The 18,567-nt window shown below is 39.1% G+C and carries 11 protein-coding genes; 1 reads left to right on the forward strand and 10 read right to left on the reverse strand.

The window, feature by feature from the left end:
* Positions 1 to 5: 5 nt before the first annotated feature.
* A complete protein-coding gene (locus tag H560_RS0108430) occupies positions 6 to 2,372 on the reverse strand; it encodes a glycoside hydrolase family 127 protein (RefSeq protein ID WP_027379634.1) in 2,367 nt (788 codons plus the stop codon).
* A 526-nt stretch (positions 2,373 to 2,898) separates the two neighbouring features.
* On the opposite strand from H560_RS0108430, the gene H560_RS0108435 reads away from it, so the two are divergent.
* Positions 2,899 to 3,585: an NUDIX hydrolase gene (locus H560_RS0108435; RefSeq protein WP_027379635.1), complete on the forward strand. Its 687-nt coding sequence runs from the start codon at positions 2,899 to 2,901 to the stop codon at positions 3,583 to 3,585.
* A gap of 1 nt (position 3,586) precedes the next feature.
* On the opposite strand, the gene H560_RS0108440 is transcribed toward H560_RS0108435, so the two are convergent.
* The 9 genes from H560_RS0108440 to H560_RS0108485 all read right to left on the reverse strand — a co-directional run bounded on the left by H560_RS0108440 (position 3,587) and on the right by H560_RS0108485 (position 18,525).
* Positions 3,587 to 5,494, reverse strand: a complete 1,908-nt coding sequence (locus tag H560_RS0108440) for a DUF294 nucleotidyltransferase-like domain-containing protein (protein ID WP_027379636.1) — start codon at positions 5,492 to 5,494, stop codon at positions 3,587 to 3,589.
* Positions 5,495 to 5,499: 5 nt separating this feature from the next.
* The gene (locus H560_RS0108445; protein ID WP_027379637.1) at positions 5,500 to 6,144 is read right to left on the reverse strand and encodes a 3'-5' exonuclease; all 645 of its coding nucleotides are present in this window, start codon (positions 6,142 to 6,144) and stop codon (positions 5,500 to 5,502) included.
* Positions 6,145 to 6,225: 81 nt separating this feature from the next.
* Complete coding sequence (locus H560_RS0108450) at positions 6,226 to 7,953, reverse strand: sodium:solute symporter family transporter (protein WP_027379638.1); 1,728 nt, start codon at positions 7,951 to 7,953, stop codon at positions 6,226 to 6,228.
* Positions 7,954 to 7,956: 3 nt separating this feature from the next.
* Positions 7,957 to 9,114: an aldose epimerase family protein gene (locus H560_RS0108455; protein WP_027379639.1), complete on the reverse strand. Its 1,158-nt coding sequence runs from the start codon at positions 9,112 to 9,114 to the stop codon at positions 7,957 to 7,959.
* Positions 9,115 to 9,135: 21 nt separating this feature from the next.
* Complete coding sequence (araA, locus tag H560_RS0108460; RefSeq protein WP_027379640.1) at positions 9,136 to 10,632, reverse strand: L-arabinose isomerase; 1,497 nt, start codon at positions 10,630 to 10,632, stop codon at positions 9,136 to 9,138.
* Positions 10,633 to 10,749: 117 nt separating this feature from the next.
* Positions 10,750 to 11,448 (reverse strand): L-ribulose-5-phosphate 4-epimerase, encoded by a 699-nt coding sequence (locus H560_RS0108465; RefSeq protein WP_027379641.1) that lies wholly within the window; start codon positions 11,446 to 11,448, stop codon positions 10,750 to 10,752.
* 404 nt (positions 11,449 to 11,852) lie between these two features.
* Complete coding sequence (locus H560_RS0108475; RefSeq protein WP_027379642.1) at positions 11,853 to 13,550, reverse strand: ribulokinase; 1,698 nt, start codon at positions 13,548 to 13,550, stop codon at positions 11,853 to 11,855.
* A gap of 248 nt (positions 13,551 to 13,798) precedes the next feature.
* Entirely contained in the window at positions 13,799 to 15,775 is a 1,977-nt protein-coding gene (locus H560_RS0108480; RefSeq protein WP_027379643.1) for an alpha-L-arabinofuranosidase C-terminal domain-containing protein, read from the reverse strand.
* 122 nt (positions 15,776 to 15,897) lie between these two features.
* Positions 15,898 to 18,525: a glycoside hydrolase family 3 C-terminal domain-containing protein gene (locus H560_RS0108485; RefSeq protein WP_027379644.1), complete on the reverse strand. Its 2,628-nt coding sequence runs from the start codon at positions 18,523 to 18,525 to the stop codon at positions 15,898 to 15,900.
* Positions 18,526 to 18,567 lie beyond the last annotated feature (42 nt).

Here is an 18,567-nt window from a genome sequence, read left to right on the forward strand (position 1 = left end):
TAATTTTATGGGGTTTGAGTCATTAATCTCACTTCAATAATTTTTGGTGTAAGAGATTTTTCATCTGAATTAAACTTTACATTAAGGATTTCCTTACGGGCTTCTGATTGAGGAACTGGAATTAATAAAGACTGCGGAGAACTGCCTGATTTTCCTTCGAAAGTTTTAGCAAAAACTTTTACTCCATTGATTTCTGCATTTAAAGTCCGATTGTTATTGGCATCAAAATAAAGAAGATAAAGATATTTTGCATTTTTATCTTTGTTTCTCATCCGGCAGCTGAACCAGCCTTTTGCCTCACGGAAATGGCGGTCTTCCATATAGCCTGTATTGGAATCTTTGCTGTCGATGAAATGGTCTGACTCCGGCTGCTGCTCACCCAGCTGGATTTTGTCTGCTGTGATTTTGTCCAGCCTTCTGATTTCCTCCTCTTCTTTGGCTTTTTGCGTCTGAATGGTTTCAATTTTATCCTGGCTGGCCTGCGGGAAATAAATGATGTAACGTTCTTCCTGAATTTTATAGAAAGGAACGAGTTCTAACCCGCTGCTGAATTTATTCTGCGGATACAAGCCTGTTAATCTGAATGTAAAATCTTTTCCTTTAACCGTTTCCAAATGACTTAAAACCGAAGAAGAACTTCCCAAAATAGTCGGAATTTCATTCAAAGGAATCTGCGGCCCGTGTGCAATGTGCCCGCCTCTGCTGTCATCGGCGAAAAGTCCGTCCTGATTTTCTTTTCCATATTTTGCAGCCAAAACAATCGGGCCATATTTAAAGGCAAAATAATCCGAATGATCCGGAAGCTGTTCCGCAGAAAGGTGCATAGGCATTTTCATTTCCACAGCGTCACCTTTTTTCCATTTTCTTTTGATTGAAAAATAACCTTCAGCATCAGGTTTTACATTTATATTTTTACCATTTATTGAAATTATAATTTGAGATTGATCTGACCATTCCGGTGCTCTTAGCTTTAAATTTATGTCTGATTTTGAAGCGACATCAAAAATCAATTTTGTTGAGCCCGATTCCGGGAAATTATTCTCCTGTCTCAGAACCAGTTTCTTTTCAGACCATTTTAAAATAGAAGGGATGAAGAGATTCACATACAGATCTTCATCTGAATAAGCGTAAATCATTTCACCATATTTTGCGTGATTTTCCATCCCGGAACCTACACAGCACCAAAAGCTTGTTTCCGGCTGGGAATACACCCTGTAATGGCCGGGACGCATCGGTGTAAAATATACAAAACCACCTTTCTCAGGATTTTGCGTGGAAAGAATATGATTATATAAAGCTCTTTCGTAATAATCTATGTAAGATGACTTTGGGTTTGTTGCATATAATTCTTTGGAAAGCTTCAGCATATTATAGGTATTGCAGGTTTCCGGGCCTTCAATACTTTTAATCATTCCGCTGAAATCATTGGTAGGATTGAAATGCTCACTCACACTGTTTCCCCCGATAACCGCTGATCTTTTTTGGGTAACATTCGTCCAGAAAAAGTCTGCAGCATTGCTCCATTCTTTATTACCTTCTAAATCTGCAATTCTCTTAAAACCGATTACTTTAGGAATCTGCGTATTGGCGTGAATTCCCGTGAGCTTGTCTTCCCCGTTTAATAATGGATTTAAAATGGTAAGATGAGAAAAGCGGTGCGCCAGCTTCAGATATTTCGGATTTTTTGTAATATCGTAAACGTCTGCAAAAACTTCATTCAGACCGCCGTGCTCACTGCGAAGCATATCCTGAATCTGCTCATCGGAAAGTCCGGAGACTTCATCTGCCATCCAATCCGTAAGTTTTATCAGCATTTTTTTTGCTTTTTCACTGCCTGCATACCAATAGGCATCCCGCAGCCCTGAATATATTTTGTGAATATTATACAAAGGAACCCAACGGTCATTCAAACCAAAAGTTGCAGCACGGATATTTCCATCAGCAATTTCCTTCCATACTTTTTTTCCGTTCGGGACACCGGAAAGGTAGCCGCCTCCTGAAAGATCCTGGCAGCGTTCCAGTTCATCAATCATATAATCCAGCCGTTGCTTGATTTTTGTATCGCCTGTGGAAGCATACATCAAGGCTAAAGCGGAAATGTAATGCCCGCCGATATGCCCGTCCAATCCTGTATTTTCCCAGTTAGGGTAATTTTCCTTTTTTGGCTTTAATCCGGCTTCTTTCAGATAGGGTGCGAGAAGCCGGTCTGCATCCATCGACAGGATGTATTTTTCGTCTGTCTGCATTGCCCTGCTGAAAACACTTTCGGATAGATGAACTTTGTTAAGCGGAAAGTAGCTGACATTTTTCCGTACCTGCCCAAAAGCGAAAGAAGTAAAGCATAAAAGTAATATGAGAGGTTTTTTATTCATTAATAAATGTTAATTCTACATTTCTAAAATAAAAGAAAGTATTCAGATAGCAAACAATTTTCACAATCCGGGAATAAGTTCTACTGAGAAAACATTTTCAGACCGAAAAAAAATTCTTCAAAAACCGTAAGCTTATCATAAAAAACAAGAATAGGCAAACAGTAGAATATCAATCCGATAAATGTAATTTAGTCATTATCAAAATGAATATCGTCTATTTGTAAGAGGTCATAAAAACTGACATCCGGACTTATCGTATTTTAAATAATATGTCCAGAAAAATTCCTGATTAATTCAGGAATGAAATTTTAACATAATTTTAACATTGTATTCATATAGCATTCATGGTAATTTAGACAAAAAAATCTTGGAAATGATGAAAAAAATTCCCCAAAAGTCTAATTGAAACCATCAAATATTCAAAAAATGCAAGGGTAAGAAAAAATAAAGTGTTTATTTTACATTTATTTGAATTTCATATTATAATCTTCCTTAAAAAAATTAACTTTGTATAAAATCATTTTTGATGGAAGAAAATTATCTTAATTATCCTAAACATTTTGTAGCTGTAGACTGTATAATTTTCGGTTTTGACGGTGAAAATCTGAAAATTCTTCTTGTACAAAGAAATTTTGAACCCCGAAAAGGAGAATGGTCTTTGATGGGTGGGTTTATTGATGATAAAGAAAGTTCTGATCAGGCCGCTAATCGTGTTTTGAATGCATTGACCGGGCTGGAAAACATCTATCTCGAACAGCTGAATACCTACACTGAAATTGACCGTGAGCCGACAGCCAGGATCATGTCTATTTCCTATTATGCTTTAATCAACATCCAGGATAATATTCAAATCAATGAAAAATACAGCGCGAAATGGTTTGATCTGAAAGACCGTCCTGATCTTATTTTTGATCACAACGCGATGGTAAAGGATGCCGTCCTGAGATTGAGAAGAAGAGCTGCTACAAGACCTATCGGGTTTGAGCTTTTGCCCGAAAAATTCACCATGAAAGACCTCCAGAATCTGTACGAGGCTATTTTTGATGAAAAATATGACAAGCGGAATTTCACCAGCAAAATCAATGCATTGGATGTTCTGGTAAAAACCAATGAAAAAGATATGAGCTCTTCTAAAAAAGGATCTTTTCTCTATACTTTTGACGAAAAAAAATATAAGAGGAAAATCTCGGAAGGATTTATGTTCAGGATCTAAACTAGAAGCTTCCGGTAAACTTCACTTTGATTCCCAGCTGAAAATTAGCAATGGTCTTAAAGATTTCAATTAAAGTCACTCTTTCAATTTTGGTCAGCTTGCTGATTTCAATATAATTATCCGGATTTTTTTTATCAATATTGATTTGATTTGCCTGATTTTTAAGCCTTAGCGCCATCAGATAATAGTAAGACTGGTGCATTTCGTTATACTGCTGCTGCGTGAAAACTCCAATTTCAGTCAGTTTTTTCATTCGTTCTCCTGTATTTTCTATTTCCAGCAGATTTTTCAGGGCATACACACGGACAAGGTCTACAATCGGGGACATTGCCGTTTTAATATCAAAAACTTCGGATTTCCCGATGGTCTGCGTTTTAATCTTTTTAAAGAAAGTCAGCGGAGGTTCGTACTGCAAGGCGTTTTTTGCAATATGTGTAAAGAAAAGCTGATTAGGCGAAACCAATTTTTCCTTGATAAAAATCTTCAGTTCACGAACGATATTTTCATCGCCGTAAATAAAACGAAAATCAAAAAATGTAGAAAACTTCATAGCGCTTTCCGGTACGGATTCCTCTATCCATTGGCTATAGTTTCTCTTCCAGTGAGAAAGAGAATGGGTCCATTTTGGGTTGCTTGCCATAAAACCACCTTTGCAGTATTCAAAACCGATGGTATTAAGATCATCAGAAACTTTTTTGGCAAAATCCAGAAAATATTCTCTTACCATTTCCCGATGCTCATTGGCTTTGTCTTCATAAATAATCCCGTTATCCTGATCCGTACTCAGCGTCTGTTCTTTTCTGCCTTCGCTTCCGGTGACAATGAAGGCAAATTTTGCAGGCGGCTTTCCTATTTCCTTTATGACTTTCTCGATGACTTTTACGGTAATGGTGTCGGCAATCGTAGTGATTACCTGGCTGGCAATTTCGCCGTGCACTCCCCTTCCCAAAAGCTGATTGATAATATCCGGAACCTGATTCCATTTTTTTCGGAGCTCTTCCGTATTTTCTGCCTGCTTCACAGACTGGATAAAAACCAAAGGACTCTGTGCCTGCTCACTCAGTAAGCGGTTTCTGCTCAAAAAGCCTACATATTCATCTTTATTTTTTACTAAAAGATACCTTGATTTGGTTTTGAACATCATCAGAACGGCTTCATACAAATAAGTATCACTCGAAATACTTACAATAGGATTATCCATTACCTCTGAAATGGCTATTCCTGCATCCAGACGACGGGAAATGACGTTATCCCGCAATGTGATATCTGTAGCATAACCAATAATTTCAGCACTTCCTGATTTTTCAATAAAAATACAGCTTACCTTATTCTCCGCCATCATTTTAGCAGCTTCAAATACAGGAGTACTTTCTTCACACGAAACAATGCTTTTGTAGGCAATTCCTTCAATTTTCCTTGAATACAGCTGGTCTGCTGCAAAATAACTTTCCTCAAAAGTGGCGGGTGTTTTTACAAAATGAGAAAATTCCTCATCCAGCATTTTCTTTCCAAAATCTGAAGTAAAATAGTGAAAAAAGTCTTCGTAGGCATTGCATAATTCATAAAACTCCTTTTTAGGCAAAGTGTATACTACGGTTCCTTTTTTAGCTATGGCAGATTTCAGGGCCCGGACTCTGTTGAGCACCACGGACATTCCGCCAAAACAATAAGGAGAATGATGCCTGGTTAGACATCTTTTATTTTCTGCCGCATCGAAAAAGAAGGTTTCATATTCTCCCTCAGATATTATGTCTACCCCTTTCATCTCAGTAACTTCCTGACGGTAAACTAACGTATCTTTTGAAAACTCTGTTTTTGTTAGGGTTTCAGAAATCTCTTCAAGAACCGTTTCCGGTAAGAGATGAAATGGCTCTGTAATTTTTAATAATGAAATAACTTTTTCTTCCATGCTCCTTATTTCATTTTACTGTTAAAAAACTTCAATTTTGATTCAATTTCATGATTGATATATTGAAACTCACCGTCTGAAATTTCTCCCCGCTTACGAATTTCAAAAAAACATTTTGCGGTCATTTCCGCATCAATCATGGCATCGTGAGAGGGTTCCATTTTTTCATTAAACAGAAAATCATAGAGCTGGGGCAGACGCAGATAATCTGCCTGAGGATTCAAAACATAATCTGTGCTTTTCAGCATTGTGCAGTAGAAATGGCTTTCCAAGAAAGGGTTTTCCAAACCTGCTCTGTAATAATCGCAACTCAGCGTATGGATATCAAATTCTGTGAAATGCCCTGTAATCAGTGGATTATACGCCTGAATATCATTTGAAAGTTTTTTAAGAACAAAAGCTCGGGAATGACCGTTTTTACTTAAAAATTCCTTACTGATTCCATGAACTTTAAATGATCCAGCACTTATTTTCAAACCTTCAACATCAATATAAAAATTCTCCCGCTTAATCTCATTTCCGGTTTCATCGTACAAAATCCAAGACACCTGAACTGCTGAAGGCCAGTTATCCGTTTCAGAATAGGGCAAATCCCAGCGTTTTGGAATTGCGGTTGTTTCTGTGTCGATGAAGAGGAGGTATTTTTTCAAACTTATTAAAATTACAAAATGTTGGGGATTAAAACAAAAAATAGGATGCCCTACGACATCCTATTTTACTTATTTTTAAAATTACCAGAATCTCACATAAAGTGCTGTAAGCAAAAGAACCGTAACTACAATCATTGTTAACGTTCTGGAATCTACTTTAAACATTGTAGAATCTATGGCGAAAGCTTTCGGATTTACTTTCGGACCTGCTAAACTTATCAAAACCATCACAACAACAGTGAAAAAGAATGACCAGCCCATATTAATCAAAAACGGAATTTCCGTAATGGTATGAACAACGCCGTTTTCTAATTTTTCATACGTGAAAGCAGTGTACAGCCATGTTTCTTTTCCAAAAATATCTACTGCAAAACTGTTGAAGAAAATAGCCAGTAAAAAGCCTAGAAGAACACCTACCAAAGCTGCGGATCCAGTAGTTCTTTTCCAGAACATTCCCAAAAGGAACATCGCAAAAACACCCGGGCTGATAAATCCTGTATATTTCTGAATAAAGGTGAAACCACCCTCTCCTCCAATACCCAAAACATCGGTCCAGGTAAATGCCAAAGCCACAAACATTGCGATAATAATTGCCCAGCGGCCCGTTCTTACCATCTGGATTTCAGTAGCATCTGGCTTTAAATATTTTTTGTAAATATCCAAAGTAAAAATGGTGGAAATACTGTTTACCTTTCCCGCCAAAGAAGCAACAATTGCCGCCGTCAAAGCTGCTACGGCAAGACCTTTAAGCCCTGTCGGTAAAAAGCCTAAAATCGCTGAATAAGAACCGTCTTTTACTCCGTTGAAGCCAGGAAGATGGCCTTTAGTATATAAAACATAAGCCGCAATTCCCGGAAGCATCACGATAATCGGCATAAATAATTTCAAAAATCCGGCGAATAAAATCCCGGTTCTTGCTGTTTTTAAATCAGCTCCCAAAGCCCGCTGAGTAATGTATTGGTTACATCCCCAATAATTCAGGTTTACAATCCATTGGCCTGCAAAATACATCGCCAGACCCGGTAGAACCACATATTTCTGAACATTCAGATTTTCCGGCATTGCCAGAGTTGTGGTAGTGGTAGCTGGCTTATCAAGAATTAGCTTAAAATGCTGTGGCGCTTCATTTATTAAAGTATGGAAGCCTGCAAAAGCATTTCCTACCGCCGCTCCGTTGATTCTTTGATCTACAATTTGCAAAGCCATATAAACCGTTGCAAAGCCACCGATAATCAAAACTGCCACCTGAATCACGTCAGTGTAACCGATTACCTTCATCCCGCCTAAACCAATCAGCAAAGCCATCAGAAGCAATCCGATCATGATAATGTGAAGATTATCTCCACCCAAAAGGGTATCGATAGCCAAGGCACCCAGATACAGAATTGAAGTTAAATTTACAATCACATAAAGAAACAACCAGAAAATTGCCATAATCAGAGAAACCGATTTATTATAACGGGTTTCAAGGAACTGCGGCATCGTATAAATCTTATTTTTAAGGTAAATCGGAATAAACCAAACCGCAATGATGATCAGCGCAATTGCTGCAAGCCATTCGTAAGCTGCCACGGCAATTCCCACGAAAAAGCCTTCCCCGCTCATCCCGATAAACTGTTCTGCCGAAATGTTGGATGCGATCAAACTGGCACCAATAGCCCACCAGGTGAGCGATCCTTCTGCCAGAAAATAATCTTTACTGCCTGTAGCAGCGGATTTTTTCTTATTGTAAATCCAAATTCCGTAACCGGCTACCACCACAAAATAGATAAGAAATATGATGATATCAATAGTCGCTAAGTTTCCCATAATTTATTTTTTAACTGAGAATTTATAAATTGTTTTAGTTTGGTATTTCTGTCCCGGCTTCAGCTCTGTTGAAGGAAATGAAGGCTGATTCGGAGAGTCCGGGAAATGCTGGGTCTCAAGACAAAAGCCTGTTCGAAATTCATTTTTGCCTCCGGTTTTAGTATCAAATTTTCCATCAAGAAAATTTCCGGAATAGAATTGAACACCCGGCTGATCTGTCAAAACTTCCATTATTCTTCCTGATTCAGGATGATATACTTTTGCAATGCTTCTCAATCCTGATCCGTTCAGAATCCAGTTGTGATCATAACCTTTTCCTTTTTTTAACTGATCATCTGCTGCATTGATGTCTTTTCCGATTGGTTTTGAAACTGTGAAATCAAACGGACTTCCCTTTACTGCTTTTTGCTCACCGGTAGGAATCAGCGTTTCATTTACAGGTAAAAACTGGTCTGCATTAATTTGTAATTCGTGGTCGGTAATGGTTTTTGTAAAATTTCCCGAAAGGTTAAAATAAGAATGCTGGGTAAGATTCACCACTGTTGCTTTATCCGTAATGGCTTCGTAAGAAATTTCCAAAGCATCATCGTCGGTTAAGGTATAAAAAACTGTTGTTATTAGTTTTCCAGGATAGCCTTCTTCTCCGTCTTCACTTGTATAAGTAAGCTTCAATGTTGGAAATTGAGCATCTTTTACAGGTTCTATGTTCCAGAATTTGGTATGAAAACCTTCTTTTCCACCATGGAGGCTGTTTGGCCCGTCATTTTTATCAATATCAAAAGTTTTTCCCTCCAAAGCAAACTTTGCATTGGCAATTCTATTCCCGTAACGTCCGATCAATGCTCCGAAATAGTAAGGATTTCCGTTGAAATAATCTTCAGGTTTTGTAAAACCCAGAACAACATCTTCATATTTCCCGTTTTTGTCGGGTGCTGTCAATGAAGTGATAATTCCACCGAAGTTGATGATTTCCACCTTCATTCCGTTTTTGTTGGTGAGGGTATATTTTTTAATAGAATCGCCTTTTGCTGTTACTCCGTAGTCTGAAACCTGTATGTTTTCCATATTCTCTTTTTGGCTCTGATTATTATTTTCTTTTTTACTGCACCCGAAAATACATAAAAGTGCAATAATAATCAGGTTATAACTTATTTTTTTCATAGTTTAAATGATTTTGCAAGTTTAACGATAATAGATTTCATTCCACCTAAGTGTATTCTTAAAATCACGGATTTTTGTATCTTCATCAATAACCAATGACTCAATACCCGCTATTTCTGCAAAATCTTCCAGCTGTTCTGCGCTGATATTTTCACTGTAGCATGTGTGATGTGCTCCGCCTGCGAGGATCCATGCTTCTGCAGCCGTGTACAAATCAGGAAGCGGCTTCCAGAGAACTCTTGCCACAGGAAGTTTTGGCAATTCCTCGGTGATTTCCAGTGCTTTAGTTTTATTGATTAATAATCTGAAATGATTTCCGAAGTCCATAAGCGCTGCATTCAAAGAATCAATATTTCCTCTTGAATTAAAAACAAGACGAACAGGATCTGCTTTACCACCAATTCCCAACGGATGAATTTCGCACGAGGGTTTATCAGCCGCCAAAACGGGATCAACTTCCAGCATGTGGGACCCTAAAACTGAAGGATTTGAAGGATTGAGATGATAGGTATAATCTTCCATAAAAGCATTTCCGCCTTCCAGACCTTGCCCCATTGTTTTCATGGCACGAACAAGTGCAGCCGTCTTCCAATCGCCTTCTCCGGCAAAACCGTATCCTTTTTCCATAAGCCTCTGAACAGCAATTCCCGGAAGCTGTTCCAGACCGTGAAGATCTTCAAAAGTATCTGAAAAGCCTTTAAAATTTCCGTCTTTCAGGAATTTTTCCAATCCTAATTCTATTCTGGCAGCAGTTTCAAGAGATTTCCTGTTGTTTCCGCCTGAAAGAAGGGATTCGGCCATTCTGTAAGATGTCTCATATTCTTCTATTAGCGTTTTTACTTCGCCATCGCCTATGGAATTGACAACACTTACTAAATCTCCGATTCCCCAAGTATTTACAGAAAATCCAAACTTTGTTTCTGCTTCTACTTTGTCGCCATCCGTAACAGCAACATATCTCATACTATCACCGAAACGGGCGAATTTAGCTCCCTGCCAATCATCCCAGCCTGCTGCAACACGGCTCCAGTCTCCGATTTGTTTCTGAACTCTTTCTTCCGCCCAATGCCCTACAACTACTTTCCTGTTTTTACGAAGACGGCTTACCATAAAACCAAATTCACGGTCGCCGTGCGCCGCCTGATTCAGATTCATAAAATCCATATCCATCGTAGACCAGGGAATGTCCTGATTGAACTGTGTGTGAAGATGCAGCATTGGTTTTTGCAAAGCGGTCAGTCCGCGAATCCACATTTTTGCAGGTGAAAATGTGTGCATCCAGGTAACAATTCCGATGCAGTCTTTTGCAAAATTGGCGGCGGTAAGTGTTTCAAAAATTTCTTCTGTAGTTTTTACAGTTGGCTTTACAACAACCTTAACAGGAATTTGTGAGGAAGCATTTAAAGCTTCAACAATTTTCGCTGAATGTTCGGCAACCTGAGCTAATGTTTCAGGGCCGTATAAATGCTGGCTTCCGGTGATGAACCAGATTTCTTTTGTATTGAGGGGTGTTAACATCTTTTTATAATTGATAAATTATTGTTTTATTTTTTTCACAGGTTTTACCTGTGGCTATTGATATTGAACCCTTCGGGTTCTGCTTGGTAACTCATTTTTTAAAATTTGATTTCTTTTTTACTGTCCGTAATAGGCATTTTTGCCGTGTTTACGTTCGTAATGTTTTTTTACTAGAGAATCTTTCAAACGTGGTGCATTTGGGTTGATTTGTCTGGTGAGATAGGCCATTTCCGCGATGGTTTCCAGTACTTTACTGTTATAAACTGCTTTATCAGCATTTTTTCCCCAGGTAAACGGTCCGTGATTTCCGATAAGAACCATTTCCACTTCTTCGTAAGAGAGTTTTTTTTCTTTAAAGCAGTCAAGAATCTGGATTCCGGTATTGTATTCGTAGTTTCCTTCGATTAATTCATCACGCATCGGGGGTGCACAGGGAATATCTGTCGTCAGATGATCCGCATGTGTCGTTCCGAAAATAGGAATATCCAGCTGAGCCTGCGCCCACGCCACAGAATAAGTAGCGTGCGTATGAGAAATCCCACCGATATTTTCCCAGTTCTTATAAAGATAAGCATGAGTTTTGGTGTCTGAGGAAGGCCTTAACTTTCCTTCCACTACATTGGCATCATAATCTAAAATTACAATGTCTTCCGGCTTTAAAACCTCGTACGGAACACCGCTCGGCTTGATGGCAAAAATTCCTTTTTCCCGGTCTACGGCACTTACGTTCCCGAATGTGTACACTACAAGCTTCAATGCATCAAGCAGCATGTTGGCCTCGTAACATTCTCTCTGTAGTTCTTTATATATGCTCATTTTGTTTTTATTAAATGATTGAAAGATTTAAAAATTGAAGATTAGAATCTTTGCTTCAAGCTTCAGCCTGGGGTGTGATTCTTTTATCTTTTGTTTCGTCCTAAATTAGCAATAGACTTTCGTCAGCCTTGTCAAGGTTTAAAACCTTGACAAGGCTTTCCAGCGAATCACCTGCAGCCCGGCTTGAGCGGAAATCCTTTTTTTGCATTGGCAAAAGCATAGGCAAAAAAGATTGGGAGCGGAAGACGGATATAGCTGCCATAAAAATTTTAATCGTTAGTTTTTGTACTATAATCTATTTAACAGGTCGCCTCTACGAGGCTTGGTGTGTATGGACAATTATATTTGGCTATTAACAGTGCTCTCCTACGGAGCTATCAAATCCTGGTTAAAATTTCTATCAACTATAAACTGTCAACGGTCGACTTCTTCTTTGATTTGGTATTATGTTCTGTAAAATCGGCAAGAATCTGATATTGCCCCATCAGTTCTGCATATTTCTCCACCTGATCTGCCTGCGGGAAATATTCGGCTTCGAAATCGGAGCCCATTTTCTGGCTTGCTTCCTGAACATTAGGGTAAATTCCTGCCGCCACTGCTGCATAAATCGCGGCGCCCAAGGCCGGAGCCTGATCTGATGCTGCCACTACAATCGGCATATTAAGAACGTTGGCTAAAGTCTGCATGATGAATGGTGATTTTCTGGCAACACCACCAATTCCAATTACCTTTTTGATTTTTACACCTTCCTCTTCGAAACGGTCGACTATTTTTTTCGCACCGAAGCAAATAGCGTTCACCAGTGCTTTGAAAATATGCGGTGCTTTTGTACCGAGTGAAAGGTTGCTGATAGCGGCTTTCAGCTCCTGATCGGCATCGGGGGTTCTTCTTCCGTTGATCCAGTCCAGGGCGATGGGAACTGCTTCAGAAAGAGGGATTTTCTCTGCTTCCAGAGTGAGATTCCTGATAAGATTCTGTTCTATTTCTTCTTTTAAAAGTTGTTTTTGATTTTCATCAATGATATTTGAGTTCATCAAAATGTTTTGAGTTGGCCACATCAGGATGTCTTTGTACCAGGCCAACAGATCCCCAAACGCCGACTGACCTGCTTCAAGCCCCATCAGTCCCGGAATAACCGAACCGCTTACCTGTCCGCAAATCCCTTTAACGGTTTTGTCCTGAATAATTTCGTTGGGTACCACCATAATATCGCAGGTTGATGTGCCCATAATTCTGATAAGCGTATTTTCCTCTACTTTTGCTCCTACAGCTCCGGAATGCGCATCGAAAGTTCCTACGGCAATTACAGTATTGGTCGTGAGTCCAAGCTTTTCTGCCCATTCCTGGTTTAGATTTCCTGCAACCTCATCGGAAGTATAAGTCTTGTCATAAAGCCTATCCCGAAGTTCAGCCAAAGAAGGATCTAACCTGTCAAGAAATTCTTTTGAAGGAAGCCCGTCCCACGATTCGTGCCACATAGCTTTGTGACCCGCTGCGCAGCGGCTTCTTCTGAATGTTTTTAAATCCTGATTATCAGAAAGAAGGAACGTGATATAATCGCAATGTTCCATCCAGCTGTAAGCTGCATTTTTTACATTCTGATCAACTCTATTGATGTGAAGAATCTTGGCCCAGAACCATTCGGATGAGTAGATTCCGCCCACAAACCTTGTGTAATCTTCGCCGCCCCAGTTTCTTGATACATCATTAATTTCTTCTGCCTCATTAATGGAAGTATGGTCTTTCCACAACACCATCATAGCATTGGGATTTTCTTCAAAACCTGGTGTCAAAGCCAGGGCAACGCCATCTTTATTCACCGGAAGCGGTGATGAACCTGTGGTGTCAATACAAATACTGACAATACTTTCCGGCGTTACTCCGCTTTCTTTTACAACATCGGAAATGGTTTTTTGCAACCCTTCAATATGGTCCAAAGGATGCTGGCGGAACTGATTTTGTTCCGGCTGGCAGAATTTTCCTTCTTTCCATCTTTGGTAATAGCTTACAGATGTAGCGAGCTCTGCACCGTTTTCCGTATCAATCAGGACTGCACGGACAGAATCTGTTCCGTAATCTAATCCGATAACATATTTTTTCATTAATGTAAATAATTAATTTTTATAAATTATTTTAAACCACCTTTCGGCCACCCTAAAAATGACATCTCCATAACTAAATATTACAGCTTATGCTCAATTATCAGAAAAAAAAGATTCTTTTTTAATCAGGCTTCAACCAATTCACAATTTTTTTATTGAAGAGATAAAAACAAATATAAGATTCTATTTTAAATAAATGTAAAAAACACACTTAATTTTATTTTTTATTTTTAAATAGTTGACTTTGATTATTTTATTTTTAAAACAACAAAAGAATTACCTGGGATAACAACCGAAATCTTTCCTTTTTTTAACGCTGACTTTTCCTCTGCCGGTTTTATATTCTCCGCTTGGAAATTATTTTCGGCAGAAAGCTGTGATGCTGTTAAGGTTATTTTAGTGAGATTCTTTCCTTGTTTTATATTTTTTGGATTGATTTCAATTAATTTTTCCTGAGAATTAGTATTAACCATCTTGATAATGATTTCTCCATTTTTGATGTCCTGAACTGCGGATGCAAAAAGCTGATTTTCACCCTTTACAGGCGTGCCGTTTTCAAAAATTCTGATTAAATCGGTTCCTTTATTATTTGAGAAAAGTTTCTGAACATAATAATTTGGGGTTGCATAGGACTGAAGATTATTAAACCAAATAAGGTCCGGAGTCCATTGCCACCCGTCTGCATGGGCAAAAAGCGGTGCATAAGAAGTCATTGTTACCACATCTGCGTTTCTTTCCAATCCCGTCATAAAAGCGGCTTCTGAGAGTGCGGTCTGCCAGTTGTTTTTATTGTCAGGCTTTACCACTCCCACTGATTGTGCAGCATATTCCCCTGCAAAAACCTTAGGCCCAGAACGGTCATAATCATCATATCTTCCGGCATTTTTTGTAAACCATTCCGGTGAATTGTAATAATGCTCATCTACAATCTGTGCATTGAGTTTTTTAAGCTCTTTCCACCCATAATCGAAAAATTCTCCGTCCGGCGAAGGTCCGCTTCCGGAAATAATTTTAATGTCAGGATACTTAGCATGAATGGCTTTTTCAAAAATTTTATATCTTTCAATATAATCTTCTCCCCACTGCTCATTTCCCACCCCGATAAATTTTAAGTTAAAAGGTTTCGGGTGCCCCATGTATGCACGGATTTCCCCCCATTTTGTGGCTGAATCACCGTTTGCAAACTCAATTAAATCCAATGCATCCTGAACGTAAGGATTTAATTCTTCCAAATGAACCAATTCGCCTGTATTGAACTGACAGGCCATTCCGCAGCTTAGAATCGGGACTGGCTGTGCTCCCAGATCTTCGGAAAGCTGAAAATATTCATAAAACCCCAATCCGAACGACTGGTAATAATCCGGAGTAAGCCTGTGGGCAAATCCTGAGCTCCATTTATTGATAAGATATTCTCTGTCCGCCACATTTCCTAAAGTTTTTTTCCACTGATACCTTTCGGCAAGTGTTCTTCCTTCTACAATACATCCTCCGGGAAAACGGAGAAATCCGGGTTTCAGATCATGTAATTTTTGAACCAAATCTTTTCGCAGGCCGCCTTTTCTTCCTTTCCATGTGTCTTGCGGAAAAAGGGAAATCATATCCATGTTTACCACGCCTTTTCCTATAAAAGTGATTTTCAACTTTGCTTTTTCCACTGTTTTTGAAGGTGAAAAAACAGCGGTGTATTTCTGCCATCCTTTTCCTTTAACAAGCACGGGAACTGTAGATATTACAGCTCCTTTTTCGTCTATGAGACTTGCATTGAGCGCGGAAATGTTGCCGGAAACGTTTTCCAGGTCAAAACTGAAATCATATCTGGAGTTCTGATGAAGCCCAATCCCGCGGAAACTTTCATTTTCCAGAACATAATTTTGATCATTATTTATGGTAATTCTCGCATAATTTTTATTGGTTTTAGCATCATCTGAATAAATGGTAAGAAATCCTGAATCCAGATTATGGGAAAGTGTTTTCGTGTTTTGCTGTTTCCAGCCTGTCAATGGCTCATCAAATTCAAAGCTCCGGTTTTTGATTAATTCAGCATAAATTCCTCCGTCTGCGGCAAAATTGATGTCTTCAAAGAAAATTCCGTACATCGTAGGCTGGATTTTGATGCCAGTAGATTTTCCGTCTAGCTCAAGGATATGTTTATCACTGTTTTGGGCTGATAAAAATGCAGCACTCAAGAAGAGTATTCCTGTAAAGATTTTATTTTTTGTTTTCATAGATTTTTATTGTCCAAATAGACACTTCGACTACACTCAGTGTGACATTTCTAATACTATTTAAATGAGTTGTATAAGTATATTTATCATAAACCTTATAGGTTTCGTTACATGACAACAGATTACCTGACTTTCAACTGCATATTTTTTAATCCAAAATCTGCTGAAGTTCCACCGTAGAAAATGGTATAAGTCCCTAGTTTTGAAACCAGGTCATCGGCTTTTTCATCATAAAATTTAAATGAATCTTTGGAAACTGTCAATTGAATATTTTTTGTTTCTTTTGATTTAATTAAAACTCTTTCAAAAGCCCTTAAAGTCTTTACAGGAGCTGAAGCATCATTATTTCTTTTAACATAAACCTGAACCACTTCTTCCCCGTCTCTTTCCGAAGTATTGGTTACGGGAACAGTTATGGTGATATTTTCATCAGTATTGATGCTGTTTTTGCTCAGTTTTGCGTCGCCGTAAGTAAATTTTGAATAACTCAGACCATGCCCGAATGCATACAAAGGATTTTCCGTCATATAACGGTAGGTTCTTCCCTGCATATCGTAATTTTCAAAGCCCTGATGCTTGCTGGTTTTTGAAAGCGCATTGTCTAATTGCTCCAGATTTTTGTAAAAAGTAACCGGCAGCCTTCCTGAAGGATTGTAATCTCCAGCCAGCACATCCGCAACGGCAGTTCCGCCAGATTGTCCGCCGTACCAGACATTCAGCAATGCGTCATAGTTTTTTTCATCCTGCTCAAGACCGAGTGAGCTTCCTGTGCATAGGACAAAAACAACAGGTTTTCCGGTTTTTCTCAGCTCAGCTAATAACTCTCTCTGAACTTTCGGGAGCTCAATTGATGTTTTATCACCGCCTTTGAAGCCTTCTGCATTCACCAGCATTTCTTCCCCTTCCAGACTTGGCGAAAGCCCGCCTGCAAAGACAATTACATCCGCAACTTTTACTTTTTCCTTTACTGATGCAAAATTGACAGGGTCTTTTCTATAAGCTTCAAAGGTGATGCTTACATATTTTCCTTTTTGGGTGTGCCGTAATTCTATCTGATATTCTTTTCCTTTTTCCATTTTCACAGGAAATTCCGAAGGGTGCCTTGCATCCGGCCCTTTTCTGGTAGCGATTTCTTTTCCATCAACAAACAGTGTGTACACATCTGATGTGGAAGCAGAAAATATCACCTCACCTGTAAAGCTGCTCTTGAAAACTCCGGAAATTCTTGCTGAAGTGTTTTCCCTTGCAACTCCCGGTGCAAGCTGAGTTCCGCCGAAACTGCTGTAGCTGATTCCTGTTTTATTTACTGAAATATTAGCCGGATTTCCTTTGAACTCATTATTATTAAAAAACTCAACCTTCATACCCTTTTCGCCGTTTTTCTGGCTCAAAAAATTCTGATAAAGCGAGGTTCTGGAAGACGGATCGGCAACTTCAGTTCCCTTTTCATATATAATTTCAGCATTCGGAAATTTGGTTTTAATTCCTTCCAGAATAGTTACTATAGATGAAGGTGTTCCGTTATAATTTCCTAATTGCATTATTTCGTCATCCGCATTCGGGCCTACAACCGCAATTTTTTTAATATTTTTATTGAAAGGCAGTACATTTTTTTCATTCTTCATCAGCACAATTGATTTTTGTGCCATTTTCAGGGCTTGCTTTTTATGCTCATCCGAATCTACAACAGAATAAGGAATCTGGTTCCAGTGTACGGAAGATTTGGGATCAAGCATTCCGAGCTCAAACCAGCCTTTAAGGATCCTTCTCATCGAAATATCGATATCTTTTTCTGTGATTAATCCGCTTGCGAGAGATTTTTGCAGATTGTTATAGGTATCTCCGCATTCCAGATCGGTGGAATGCTTTAAAGCATCTGCTGCGGTGCTTTTCTCATCCGGATGTGTCCCGTGGTATTTCTTCTGATAAAAATCTGCCAGAGCCCAGCAGTCGGAAACCACCATTCCGTCATACTGCCATTTACCACGAAGAATTTCGGTAAGCAAGGTATTGTTTGCGCAACAGGGCTGACCGTCAAAAGCATTGTATGCACACATCATTTCTCTTACATTTCCTTCCAAAACCAATGCTTTAAATGCAGGAAGGTAAGTTTCATACAAATCTCTTTTGGAAACTTCTGCGTTGTAAGAATGGCGGTTCCATTCCGGGCCGCTGTGAACTGCAAAATGCTTGGCGCAGGCGTGTGTTTTGAAATATTTAGGATCATTTCCCTGTAATCCTTTTACGGCAGCAACGCCTAAAACAGAAGTAAGAAAAGGATCTTCTCCATACGTTTCCTGACCTCTTCCCCACCTTGGATCCCGGAAAATATTGATATTGGGTGTCCAGAATGTAAGACCTTCATATCGTCCGGTTTTGCTGGCTTCGGCAAAGGATTTATTGTATTTTGCCCTTGCCTCATCAGAAATCATTTCAAAAGTTTTAAGATGCTCCGGAACGTCCCAGGTTGCTGCCATTCCGATGGCCTGCGGGAAAACGGTAGCCGTCCCGGCTCTGGCAACACCATGCAGAGCTTCATTCCACCAGCCGTAAGCGGGGATTTCCAGACGGGGAACCGCCTTGGAATTGTCCATCATCATTCCTATTTTTTCGTCAACCGTTAATAAACCCAGAAGATTTTCAATTCTTTGTTCCACCGGAAGATTAGGGTTTCGGAAGGGATATTTGTAATTCTGCCCGAATGAAAAAGCGCAAATCAGGATAGATATATTGAAGATTATTTTTTTCATGAAATTGATTTTAAACAGATTATCAGCAAATTTTATTGAGTA

The organism is Chryseobacterium daeguense DSM 19388 (assembly GCF_000430825.1).
Lineage (GTDB): Bacteria > Bacteroidota > Bacteroidia > Flavobacteriales > Weeksellaceae > Chryseobacterium > Chryseobacterium daeguense.

Bases quoted from the DNA above. Each gene is read 5' to 3' on its own strand.
- H560_RS0108455 (WP_027379639.1), bottom strand. From the start codon at position 9,114: ATGAAAAAAATAAGTTATAACCTGATTATTATTGCACTTTTATGTATT.
- H560_RS0108475 (WP_027379642.1), bottom strand. From the start codon at position 13,550: ATGAAAAAATATGTTATCGGATTAGATTACGGAACAGATTCTGTCCGT.
- H560_RS0108465 (WP_027379641.1), bottom strand. From the start codon at position 11,448: ATGAGCATATATAAAGAACTACAGAGAGAATGTTACGAGGCCAACATG.
- H560_RS0108485 (WP_027379644.1), bottom strand. From the start codon at position 18,525: ATGAAAAAAATAATCTTCAATATATCTATCCTGATTTGCGCTTTTTCA.
- H560_RS0108450 (WP_027379638.1), bottom strand. From the start codon at position 7,953: ATGGGAAACTTAGCGACTATTGATATCATCATATTTCTTATCTATTTT.
- H560_RS0108435 (WP_027379635.1), top strand. From the start codon at position 2,899: ATGGAAGAAAATTATCTTAATTATCCTAAACATTTTGTAGCTGTAGAC.
- araA (WP_027379640.1), bottom strand. From the start codon at position 10,632: ATGTTAACACCCCTCAATACAAAAGAAATCTGGTTCATCACCGGAAGC.
- H560_RS0108440 (WP_027379636.1), bottom strand. From the start codon at position 5,494: ATGGAAGAAAAAGTTATTTCATTATTAAAAATTACAGAGCCATTTCAT.
- H560_RS0108430 (WP_027379634.1), bottom strand. From the start codon at position 2,372: ATGAATAAAAAACCTCTCATATTACTTTTATGCTTTACTTCTTTCGCT.
- H560_RS0108480 (WP_027379643.1), bottom strand. From the start codon at position 15,775: ATGAAAACAAAAAATAAAATCTTTACAGGAATACTCTTCTTGAGTGCT.